The organism is Sphingobacterium sp. UBA7253 (genome assembly GCF_002472745.1).
Taxonomy (GTDB): domain Bacteria; phylum Bacteroidota; class Bacteroidia; order Sphingobacteriales; family Sphingobacteriaceae; genus Sphingobacterium; species Sphingobacterium siyangense.
This window is the reverse complement of record NZ_DKSP01000046.1, coordinates 1-10,790: the sequence shown is the minus strand read 5'-3', so window position 1 is coordinate 10,790 and position 10,790 is coordinate 1. Positions and strand designations below refer to the sequence as shown.

General features: G+C 37.7%; 11 protein-coding genes. 7 read left to right on the top strand and 4 right to left on the bottom strand.

Features of this window, described 5'->3' with window-relative positions:
• Positions 1–111 precede the first annotated feature (111 nt).
• A complete protein-coding gene (locus B2X72_RS04385; protein ID WP_070566828.1) occupies positions 112–2,358 on the bottom strand; it encodes a TonB-dependent receptor in 2,247 nt (748 codons plus the stop codon).
• Positions 2,359–2,872: 514 nt separating this feature from the next.
• Between B2X72_RS04385 and B2X72_RS04380 the strand changes: the two genes are divergently transcribed.
• On the top strand, positions 2,873–3,511 hold the full coding sequence (locus B2X72_RS04380) for an isochorismatase family protein (protein ID WP_070566830.1): 639 nt from the start codon (positions 2,873–2,875) through the stop codon (positions 3,509–3,511).
• A 210-nt stretch (positions 3,512–3,721) separates the two neighbouring features.
• On the opposite strand, the gene B2X72_RS04375 is transcribed toward B2X72_RS04380, so the two are convergent.
• The gene (locus B2X72_RS04375) at positions 3,722–4,063 is read right to left on the bottom strand and encodes a DUF4377 domain-containing protein (protein WP_070566833.1); all 342 of its coding nucleotides are present in this window, start codon (positions 4,061–4,063) and stop codon (positions 3,722–3,724) included.
• Between the two features lie 238 nt (positions 4,064–4,301).
• Here B2X72_RS04375 and B2X72_RS26590 point away from each other — a divergent pair, with 238 nt between their 5' ends.
• Positions 4,302–4,481 (top strand): lmo0937 family membrane protein, encoded by a 180-nt coding sequence (locus B2X72_RS26590; RefSeq protein WP_070566836.1) that lies wholly within the window; start codon positions 4,302–4,304, stop codon positions 4,479–4,481.
• A 38-nt stretch (positions 4,482–4,519) separates the two neighbouring features.
• Positions 4,520–5,716: a GAF domain-containing sensor histidine kinase gene (locus B2X72_RS04370; protein ID WP_070566838.1), complete on the top strand. Its 1,197-nt coding sequence runs from the start codon at positions 4,520–4,522 to the stop codon at positions 5,714–5,716.
• Between the two features lie 70 nt (positions 5,717–5,786).
• Here the strand turns inward: B2X72_RS04370 and surE are convergent, their stop codons facing one another.
• A complete protein-coding gene (gene surE, locus B2X72_RS04365) occupies positions 5,787–6,521 on the bottom strand; it encodes a 5'/3'-nucleotidase SurE (protein ID WP_070566840.1) in 735 nt (244 codons plus the stop codon).
• A 51-nt stretch (positions 6,522–6,572) separates the two neighbouring features.
• On the opposite strand from surE, the gene B2X72_RS04360 reads away from it, so the two are divergent.
• Together B2X72_RS04360 and B2X72_RS04355 are read left to right on the top strand one after the other, a co-directional pair.
• Complete coding sequence (locus tag B2X72_RS04360) at positions 6,573–7,481, top strand: diacylglycerol/lipid kinase family protein (protein WP_070566842.1); 909 nt, start codon at positions 6,573–6,575, stop codon at positions 7,479–7,481.
• A gap of 61 nt (positions 7,482–7,542) precedes the next feature.
• Positions 7,543–7,809: a hypothetical protein gene (locus tag B2X72_RS04355; protein WP_139145015.1), complete on the top strand. Its 267-nt coding sequence runs from the start codon at positions 7,543–7,545 to the stop codon at positions 7,807–7,809.
• A gap of 92 nt (positions 7,810–7,901) precedes the next feature.
• On the opposite strand, the gene B2X72_RS04350 is transcribed toward B2X72_RS04355, so the two are convergent.
• Complete coding sequence (locus B2X72_RS04350; RefSeq protein WP_070566846.1) at positions 7,902–9,920, bottom strand: recombinase; 2,019 nt, start codon at positions 9,918–9,920, stop codon at positions 7,902–7,904.
• Positions 9,921–10,114: 194 nt separating this feature from the next.
• On the opposite strand from B2X72_RS04350, the gene B2X72_RS04345 reads away from it, so the two are divergent.
• The gene (locus B2X72_RS04345; RefSeq protein WP_070566847.1) at positions 10,115–10,318 is read left to right on the top strand and encodes an ArsR family transcriptional regulator; all 204 of its coding nucleotides are present in this window, start codon (positions 10,115–10,117) and stop codon (positions 10,316–10,318) included.
• Positions 10,319–10,323: 5 nt separating this feature from the next.
• Positions 10,324–10,686, top strand: a complete 363-nt coding sequence (locus B2X72_RS04340; RefSeq protein ID WP_175442012.1) for a VOC family protein — start codon at positions 10,324–10,326, stop codon at positions 10,684–10,686.
• The last annotated feature ends 104 nt before the right edge of the window (positions 10,687–10,790 follow it).

The window sequence follows — 10,790 nt, the reverse complement described above, 5'->3', positions numbered from 1 at the left end:
ACAGATGAATCCAACTCTTATACGTCTAATGGGAGCAGCTTATAATACCTTCGAATCAATTCTATTTTATGAATTTTATTCCAGTTGCAATATAGAAATTACGATAAATAATTACAGATCCAATTGAATACCTAAATTTGCTATTGTCCCGCTTCCTTTTACATAATAACGGCCTTCATTGGTGGCTCCTCTCACCTCCGCGTGCAGCGGGAAGTAATCATTATTTAGGATATTATTAACTGAAAAAATGAAAGCTAGATTCTTTAATTTATAGCGCGTTTGGAAATCCATCAGCCCATAGCCCGAAATCGGGTATTTGCCATAATTATATTCAGAAGGTTGAAAAACATCGCGTTTACCCAAATGTAAATATTGGAGATAGACGTTCCACCGATCTGTCAATTTGAAATCGGCATTAATATTTATTTTAAAAGGCGAAATAATGGAGTTGTCCAATTTATCCTTATACTTTCCCTCATTTTTCAAATCTTGCCTACCATCCATGTACCCGAGTATAGTACCAAACTTGAACCAGTCAACAGGAGTTATATCGACAACAAATTCCAAACCGTAAATACGTTGCGGCACTTGAATCAATTCATAATTACCAGGTGTTGACGTTTCTGCGAACGTACTGCCTTTTTTGGAGGAGCTATAATACCCTGTCAATTGGTAGCTCAACATAGAATAGGTCCCATTTAGACCCAACTCAACGTTATTGACGACTACTGGCTTCGGATCGATTTGACTCAAAGGTACTCCATTTCGCAATACAAGCCCCACATCGCCAATAGAATATCCTTGCGAAAATGAAGCAAAGGGCTGTAGGTATTTCAATTTATTATACCTTCCTGCCAAATTGAATACAAATGCATTTGAATTGCTCTTGTCTCCCGGAGTGACTTTCCCTGCTTTTGTCAGATCCCCTACCTTAAAATCCAAGTTTTCGTACCGCACACCACCTTTCACTATCCAGTAATCGGCGAGATTAAATTTACTTTGAAGATATAAAGCCCCACTTTTCATGTTCATATCGGGTGTCACTAATTCATCGCTCAACGTTTTTTGAACCGTGTGATCTTTTAAAAGATCTACTCCATAAATTAAGGTTACTTTATTGTTGTTGGATAGATCAAAGGGCGTACTGAAATTTAGTCTAGCTCCCTTATGATCAGAATAGTTTTGGTTGTAGGTTTCAAATACCGTGTTCATATCTTCATAATAAAGACTCATATTTGCTGAAGTCCGACCAAAGTTGCCATCATACTTTACATGAAAAGCTTTATTGTAAGGTGTTCCGCCATTAATCACTGTATCTGAAGGGATCCCAATAGCGGGTTTACTTCCAAACTCCCCCTTAGTGCCGACGTATTTACTATCCTGAACACTTCTATAATAGTTCCCCATCAATTCAATGCGATGATTATTGTTAATCTGATAACCAATCTTCGCCAAGGTATTATAACTTTTTGTCTCGCCCAGACCATAAAATGGACTTACAATGGTGCCATCAGAGCTGCGGACCACGCCGGTTCGCGCAATCTTTCCTTGCACGACATAATCAAACTTGTTTTGCGATCCCGAAAATACTTGTGCCAAATTATACCCATATGTTTCACTTGGTTTGACCAAGCTTAGGGAATTATTTAAAGAGGTTGACGAGTGAAAACTCTTGTCTGTCTTTGGCTTCTTTGTAATGTAATTAATTATACCACCGGCGGCACCATTTCCATACATTGCAGAGGCACCGTTGATGACTTCAATATGGTCAATTGCGCTAGCGTCAATCGTCTTCATATCTCTTCCGCCATTTCTTAAAGGAGTAGATTGAGGAATCCCATCAATAAGTACCAAAAAATTCCGACCACGTATTTTAGCGATGAAGTTGTTTTGGCTTTCCTCACTTGGAGAGATACTTGGCACTTTCTGCATTAAGATATTAGGTAAGTTGTCATTTATCAGACGCTGATCTTCTAAGGTCTTACCTCCGATATAGGTAATTGACGATGGTACTTCGTCGATGCTTTCAGCCAATCTGCTCGCCGTCACGACAACTTCATTCAAATGATTACTTGTTTGTTCCATGACAAAGTCCGGAAGCTCCAGAATTTCCCCTTCCAGTGCGATCTGCGATCTGATTTCTTGAAAACCAATATGCTTTACGGTCATGGAGTGAATTCCTTTAGGAATCTTTGAAAAAATAAAATTCCCCTCATTATCAGTCTTGGTACTATTTATCCCGTCAATATTGATATACACATTGGACAAACCTTTCCCCACTGAATTTTTCACTTTGCCCTTAATTATCCCTGGTTCTTGACCATGACCATTTTTCTTAAGAGTCATCGGTTTTTCCATGGAAAAACTTATTGCTGGAATTATAGAAAAACTTAAAACCAATAGACTACTAGCCAATATTGTATTCTGGGTAATAAACCAAGATCTTGTTGTTTTTTTCACGTATTTAAGGTGTTAAAAAAATCATTTGCCCTGTCTGCATATTGATGTCTTTCTATTTCCAAACCTTGCTATCCTGGAAATACTGCTCTGCAAAAAGACATAATTACTATTTAGACTAATTATTATTAGCGGCAAATATAGTAAAGTTGGGAAATACTTAAAGCTAAAAATTTAGAATAATAAGCGATCGAATAACTCCATCGATTATTCCATTAGGATGCAGAATGATAATAGCAGCAATAAATCTTAATGTACATTATGTTTTATGCTTGTTGTACTCCATTTTTTGCTGCTTCAACAGTCCCTAACTTTATCAAACAAAAGAAAACAGGTTCCTCTAGGTCAGATTTCATGAATACCGGAACCATTGACATTATAAAAAATTAGTATTAACATTTTAAATCTTAAAGTCATGGCACTTACAACAAGAATCAACGCGGACGATGTAGCGTTTTTATTGATCGATCATCAAAGTGGTCTATTCCAGACAGTAAAAGATATTGAAGTACCTACATTGAGAAGTAATGTAGTCGCTCTTTCACAGGTCGCCGCTATTGAAAACATTCCTGTTATTACAACTGCTTCAGAACCAAAGGGTCCGAATGGTCCATTGATGACAGAAATCCACGAAAATGCCCCACATGCACAATATGTCGGACGTACTGGTGAAGTAAATGCATGGGACACTCCTGCATTTGTTGAAGCTGTTAAAGCTACTGGTAAGAAAAAATTGGTTATTGCAGGTGTATTAACAAGTGTTTGTGTGGCGTTTCCTGCCATTTCAGCAATTTCGGAAGGTTATGAAGTTTTTGCGGTCATTGATGCTTCAGGCGATATGAGTCCATTATCAACACAAGTAACAATTTCTCGATTACAGTTGGCAGGCGTTATTCCCATTACGACCACAGCTGTAATTAGTGAAATATTAAAAAGTTGGAAACATACGGACGCTGCGAAATATGCACATGCACTTTCCTTGGTGATGCCTAATTATCAAGCTTTAATAGAAAGCTATTATAAAGCACAGGAAGTCGCACTAGAAAGCAAATAAGTATTTTTATTTTGTTTAACCATCTGCGGGATCGCTTTTACATAAGCTTATTCCGTAGATTACCTTCCGTTTAAAAAAAGCGTATCATCCGTTTTCATCACTTTTACCCTTTTCCTAAAGGAATAAAGGTCTTTTCCGTTTGGCAGTCTGGATAAGAAAATAAAAAAGTCCCAATTTCTCAAAAAGGGACTTTCTTAGTATATAATCAAATTACTTTTTTGTTTTTGACACTTGAGTTATCAGTGTATATTGCTGAGATGAACCATCAGCAGGAGGATTTCTGACCTCTTCGACCTTTACTTTGATCACATATTCATATCCTGATTCGTAGTTAAATCCCTGGATATTTCCATAAAAATATTCCCAGTTATCTGATTCTTCCGCCTTGACCTGCATGCACTTCATTGGGCTTACACCTTCGCAATCAACCAACTGCGGTCCCACAATCATTATTTTCTCATTGCTTTCAGCAGAATTTTTGCTACACTGGATAAAAAAGAATAAAATGAAGACGGCAAGAAGCCCCTTGAGTAATTGGTTTATACGTTTCATAAAAGAAATTTTAATAATAACTAATATAACCATTATATATATTCTTTACTATACCTATTTTACGCGCATCAGTATTGCTTATAACAACAATATTCAATATCTTCAAACCTGATGATTCTTCTTAAAGCGTTTGAGTTCACTTAACACAGCTTCTTTTTAGTAGTTTTTCCTATCGCGTTATAAAATTACGAAACGATTCGCTGATAATATTGTTCTTCAATAAACAATCGTATTTAATATGGAAGATCTATTATATTTGGCAGGTATCGGTATGGTGATCATGTGGTCTGTCACTTTTTTAGGCGGATTCATAACTGAAGATTTTATTCATATACTTTTATTTTTTGCGATGATAGTGTTTATATTTCGTGCAATTAAGGGTTTTAACAACTCTAAGGTGCATCAACCTCAACAGTAAATCAAAGCTATTAATAAACCAATCGACCGGCAATAAAGATGACGATCCCAAGCCAATTAAATCAAAATCAATGGTACGATATGCATAAACAGAAGAGCGACTTCGACTCCTGTCAAAGAATTTTGGAGGCTTTATGTGGCCACACGAAAATGAGATATGGCATGATACGCAAGAAAGATGGCCGGAAATGGGGAAATTGGTGTGTTTACGATTATCATTCTCAGAAGATCGTCAATAAAAATAGTGAACACTACGTTAAAATATATCAGGAAATAAGGAAAGGTTTCTCCCCTATTTACATTGATGATACCGAGCAGTGTTCTGTCGACGAATGGACACAAGTTCTTCACGAATTCGGTTTAAAAAGCTATATCTCTTACCCAATTATTAACAAAAATAATTCTATTGTTGGGCACTTGAGTTTCATGAACGCTGAACCAGTACACTTCGACCCAATTAAATTAGAGACGCTGCTACCTGTTTGCAGTGATTTGATTGCAATAGATTTCAAAACCATTATTGAACGTAGAAATACGAGGAAAAAATTGGAGCAGGAACTTAATTATTCCAAAAACAGAGAACTTGTTTTATCGTCCTTGGCTCACGACTTAAATAATCCCGTCAGCATCGTAAAAGTGATATCACAATATCTTGGCGAAAACATTAAAGATGAAAGCCAAAAAAACTTAATAAAGAAAATACAAGAGGCTTCATCACGCGTCAAAGGAGTGATAGATGATATTTTAGATTTCAGTAGTATCCGTCTTCAAAACAAGCTAATTAGAATTAATGATCATTATCGCATGGATGCATTGATCAAGCAAATTTTATCTGAATTTGAAGTATTACATAACAGAGCACTAATTGCCAACATCAACCTTCCAGTTGATGTACCTTGTGATCATCAGAAAATGGGGCGTGCATTCACTAATTTAATTGGAAATGCGATAAAACATGGTAATCCTTTTCAAAATATCGAAATAAATGCATTCATTCAAAAAGAAAATTTCATTTTTAGTGTTACAAATGAGGTCTCCTATCCTCAATATTCGGATCTTAAAGATCTATTTAAACCTTTTGTAAAAGGAGTCAATAGTAATGGGCTCGGATTAGGATTGTTTATTGTGAGTGAAATAGTAAAAATTCATAAGGGAAAAATAGCCGTAAATTTAAAGGACAATAAAATAACTTTTAACCTGATGATCCCAATAGATTCAACTACAGTTGTTCAATAGTAAAGTATAAACCAAGATTTCGTATTAAATTTTCGGCTGTTACCATCGTATTTTCTTTTATTACTACCTATTATTTATGTTCGCCTGTCTCCCTTGCTGCAAGTTCATCATGTGCAGTAAGATCAAGACGTAAAGGCGTAATAGAAACCAAATTGTGTTCTACTGCCCAGCGATCAGTACCTTTTTCAGCCGGTTCTAATGGCACCACTGTGATCCAATAGTTTTTCCTTCCCATAGGATCCTCTCCGGGCACCACACGGCCATCATATAAACGTACTGATTGTCTTGTCCAGGAAAGCCCCTCCGGGTTGGCTGGAAAATTCACATTATAGAGAGCAGGGCCTTTATTTTTCAGTAAAATCTTCAGCACATCGGTTGTCCACGGATACAATCCTTCAAAATCCGGCTCGGTCTTTCCTACGGGTGTGCTCAATGCTATACCGGTAATACCGAGCAGTGTCGCCTGCTTTGCCGCAGCCAAAGTTCCGGAATGCCACATGGAATTGCCTAAATTTGGTCCCATGTTAATACCCGAAAGTACAACCTGCGTATCGGGAAACATATGTAGACCCAACGCCACACAGTCTGCTGGAGTGCCATTTACCCTAAACGCTTCAATATCCTCAAAAGTTATCGGTGCACGTCGGTAGCTTAAGGGCCGGGAATGCGTAATAGCATGTCCCATAGAAGATTGCTCCACATCGGGCGCAACAATCTTTACCGTCCCAAACTCCTTTGCTGCATTTGCCAGTGCCGCAATCCCCGGTGAATAAATGCCATCATCATTGGTAATAAGTATATTCATAACTGTCCTTTTCTATGAAAACCAATCTCAAGCAGGCTTTGTTCAGCTTTTATGAAAGAACATGGCAAAAACATAAGGTTAGTACATAATCCTGCTGCTGGGGATGACTCAAACGGAGACAAAGATGAACTATGCCAATTGATTGAAGATCTTGGCCACAATTGCATTGTAGTAACCAAAAAAGATGCTGTCAAAAAAATCGACCCGCAGACAGACATCATTGCCCTTGCTGGCGGTGATGGGACTATAAGAATGGTAATTATGGCGCTATTGGAAAAAAAACTACGATTTAAAAGGCCAATCGCCATACTCCCACAAGGCACTGCAAACAATATTGCTATTTCTCTTGGTATTCCTTTGAACATTGAAAAAGCTATCGATCTCTGGAAAAATTGCCAACTTAAAAAATTCGATGTAGGAATGGTTATGGGGCTAGAAAGAAAGCCGTTGTATTTTATTGAATCCATTGGCTTTGGTGTATTTCCTTTACTGATGAAGAAAATGGATAAAAAAAATACAGAAGAGCTGAGCGCAGAAGATGAAATCAAAACCGCACTAAGGCAGCTTCGCAAACTGGTAGAAACATTCCGAGCTACCACACTAAGACTCACAGTGGCTGGAAATAATTATGAAAAAGATTGCATACTTGTTGAGATCATGAATATATCAAGTATGGGACCGCGGCTAGTTCTTGCTGCTGACGCTGACCCTGGAGATGGACAATTTGATATCATCATTGTCACTGTCGATCAACGCCAGGAACTTATTAGCTATATCGATGGACTATTGAATGGAACCAACGTCGAATTTAAAATAAAACCTATCCGGGCTAGTCGATTGGCGATGGAATGGGAAGGCAACGAAATACACATCGATGATGAGCACAAGAGTTACTTCGGCCAACAATTGAAGCTTACCTCGCTCGAAGGTATAGTTGAAATTGTCACTGGCAATAAATAAAATATGATTTGAACCAACGATAATGGATCAAAAAATGTTCTTTTTTAAAAAACTCGTTAAAATGAACAGATCTAAAAACACCAAAGAAACGCATGTTGGCATGCTTGTTCTTATCATCGCAGCCATTCCAAACCCAGATCCACGGGAGCCAAGCCCAGACTTATCCGAAGCTCAACAAGAGGGCACTTCCAAAGAAGATAGAGATCCCAATACCAATCAATCGGGTATTAAAGATGATCGTACCCATGACAGGGAGGAAGCGCAAGCCGAGCAGAAAGAAAAAGATGATGAAGATAAACCTGATCTTTCGGGTGATATCAATGTCTAGATAGGGCCACATCTTCTGCTAGCTGTATAGGTGTTGCGCCGACCTTAAAATAGCAAGATTGCTCAGCTAACACTGGAAGAAGCTTCCCATTTTTAATTTTTTTGTGGTGGAAAGAAAAATAGTTTTGGATTTATTTTGAAATAGATCCAAACCGCCTTTCCCATTTTAATCAATTCTTTTGATGGAAGGTTCCTCGAGCGAAACGCTAACAGTAAGGAAAGGGAAAAGCTGACCATAAAATTAAAGAATCCTATGATACCAATCCCTAAAATGCCCCAAATCCATATATCAGTAGATAGCTCCATCCCATGACCAAATAGTCCCAATGCCAGATTCCCACTGGCGAATGTAATGTGCCTTATATCTAGATTTAAACCTAAAAAAAGTCCAACGGAAGCTGTCGTTCCCATAAAGATCCCAAACCAAATATTGGATACGATACCAGCCCATTTTTTTTCATAAAACGAAGCTAGTTTGTTTGTTTTTGCCTGGCCGAATATTTTTTTCAATAGGGGATGTTCTTGAATGCGGTAGTACACAGAGTTGTGTTTGTCTCGGTTTGAAATACTGCCGGCAATAATCCCGGAAAGAAATAGAAAAATACCGGCGATAGACGCATGCAAGATCAGCGGTGTTTTTATTGGATTAAGATCATTGACCAGATGTAACCACTTGGCGCTCGCAATATTGACCTGAAACAATTGTTGAATTACCCAGACAAGAAAAAGGCTCATCGGAAAAGCCATCACAACATTACCAATAAAGGCAATAAACTGAGACCGAAATAATCGGGCAAACAATTCAGCAAATTTCCAATAACGATGTTTGCTGTCCCCCTGTTCGGAAATCCCTTGCTCAATAGCGTTCACCAATGCAGAAGCTGTCATCGCAGGCTGTTTGGTTGCCAAAGTTGCACCAAGAAGATAAATAAACGTAAAGCCAATCGCATAATTCATGCTGTAAAGAAATGCATGACCAAATTCACTGCTGTGTATCTTACCTAACAATAATTTAACGATGCACATAACGCCGACAATGAGGCCTCCTCCACAGGCTGAACGGAACATTTTCCAATATTCCTGTTTACTTGAGGTAATATAATGCTCACCGGTCTGCGCAGTATGATGCGTAATTTCGTAGGCCAAGAGCTGTGTACTCTGTCCAACCAATTTGCGAATATTGCTTTTCCGGGAATTATAACCAATAAGTGTAGTGCCCAGCGCAATCGTCTTTTGCCTCTTTTCATCTGCATGATCGATGACTAAAAACGACAAGATTTCTCGGATCCTTTCCAGTTGTTGCCGCATACGTAAGAGCGATTGATTCACTTTGATGGAAATTCCAAAACGATGTGAATTATCGAAAGCCGTTTCAATATACGATTCGCATTGCTTATGAAGTACCAAGATTTGTTTATAAGAAAGATCATCCGAGGAAATAAACTTATATTCTGATTGTAAAATACGATCATTCAATTCGGTAAACTCCCGCATAATAGCAATAAATGGGCTATCAAAATTTTGAAACTCGGGTACCATCTTGTTTACGTCTGTTTCCATTGCACGCCCGGTAATACGTTGAACCAACAGTTCCAACCCATACAATATTTCGGTCATTCCAAAACCCGTTTTGTCATCGTAAATCGTTTCAAATTGACATACACGAAACAGCTCATCGAACTGATGTTGCGGAATCGCGGCAACCCAGTCCGCATCCCCAGGTTTGTAAAAAACCTGATTTAACAGATATTGTAAAGTAGACTTAGGTGGTTGAAAAGGCAAATACCGCTCGGTGATTCTTTTTTTTAGTTCATAAAAAAAATCTGCGTAACTAATTATACCGGTATCAGAAATCAATTGATCAAAATCTTTTTCAGCCAAGACTCTTTTGAGATAAAGTTGAAAACATTGGAGTTCTTCGGGTGCTGCTGTAAGAAAGCCCAATAAAAATTGAATATCAACCTGATAAAGTACATGAACATGCTTTGGCCGGATGATGTCCACGAGTAAAACCAAAAAATCAACGTTTACATAAGCAGGATCCCTTAATTCACCTTTAAATCGTCCAAACAAACTTTTTACCTGCTGCTCTTTATCCTGTTCTTTTCTCATAAATTATAAAATCCCTACTCTAGATACCAAATTTGCATACATTTTGTTTTCCTACTCACAAAGATTGGCTCGCTGAATTGTGTCAAATAGCCACTTGAATCAATGATTTTGGTCATTTAGCTTCCACTTGAAGTTTTATACTTTTACAGGTAAGAAATTATAAATCAACGATTAACTTGATATAAGAGACGAAAATGAAAAATAACAATAAAATGAAGCCTGCAAAATTATGTTACGAACATATCGGCGGAAAACTCGGCCAACTTTTACTAGAGGCTCTGATTATAAAAGGCTGGTTAGCAAAAGTAGATCCTAGTGATAAAAATTTCTATATTACTGAATTTGGAGCATCTCAATTGACGGCATTTGGTATTGACCTATCGCAAATTAAATCCTGAACAAAATGAGTTTAATATTGGATTACGACAATTTCTTTCTACCCGTAGAAAATCTCGAGAAGGCAAAGGAATTTTATGGAAATCTACTTGGCCTAGAAACTAAATTCGATTTTTCGGATAAGGGAATGACGGCTTTCAAGATAGGTGACAATGAACCTGCAATCATTCTTAGTACATTACAACATACCAAACCGACGATTTGGTTTACCGTTGCCGATGTCAGGACAACATATGAACGGCTTAAGGAAAAAGGGATCGTATTTTTAAGCGAGCCATTTGAGATCATGACAGGTTTAGCAGTTGAATTTAACGATCCATCCGGAAACAAACTTGGAATAACAGATTATTCCAAATCAAATAAAGTGTAAAGTTCGGAGGTACCCGCTGAAGCAATGTATAGTTTAGTGTAATATATCGTATCTTGCTATCCAATTTTAAACCAAACATCAATGTTATGCGAAGAATCCTTTAC

What these genes read in the sequence shown, in the direction of transcription:
- B2X72_RS04380 (WP_070566830.1), top strand. Translation starts at nt 2,873, where the DNA reads ATGGCACTTACAACAAGAATCAACGCGGACGATGTAGCGTTTTTATTG.
- B2X72_RS04385 (WP_070566828.1), bottom strand. Translation starts at nt 2,358, where the DNA reads ATGGAAAAACCGATGACTCTTAAGAAAAATGGTCATGGTCAAGAACCA.
- B2X72_RS04355 (WP_139145015.1), top strand. Translation starts at nt 7,543, where the DNA reads ATGAACAGATCTAAAAACACCAAAGAAACGCATGTTGGCATGCTTGTT.
- B2X72_RS04370 (WP_070566838.1), top strand. Translation starts at nt 4,520, where the DNA reads ATGACGATCCCAAGCCAATTAAATCAAAATCAATGGTACGATATGCAT.
- B2X72_RS04360 (WP_070566842.1), top strand. Translation starts at nt 6,573, where the DNA reads ATGAAAGAACATGGCAAAAACATAAGGTTAGTACATAATCCTGCTGCT.
- B2X72_RS04350 (WP_070566846.1), bottom strand. Translation starts at nt 9,920, where the DNA reads ATGAGAAAAGAACAGGATAAAGAGCAGCAGGTAAAAAGTTTGTTTGGA.
- B2X72_RS04345 (WP_070566847.1), top strand. Translation starts at nt 10,115, where the DNA reads ATGAAAAATAACAATAAAATGAAGCCTGCAAAATTATGTTACGAACAT.
- B2X72_RS04340 (WP_175442012.1), top strand. Translation starts at nt 10,324, where the DNA reads ATGAGTTTAATATTGGATTACGACAATTTCTTTCTACCCGTAGAAAAT.
- B2X72_RS04375 (WP_070566833.1), bottom strand. Translation starts at nt 4,063, where the DNA reads ATGAAACGTATAAACCAATTACTCAAGGGGCTTCTTGCCGTCTTCATT.
- surE (WP_070566840.1), bottom strand. Translation starts at nt 6,521, where the DNA reads ATGAATATACTTATTACCAATGATGATGGCATTTATTCACCGGGGATT.
- B2X72_RS26590 (WP_070566836.1), top strand. Translation starts at nt 4,302, where the DNA reads ATGGAAGATCTATTATATTTGGCAGGTATCGGTATGGTGATCATGTGG.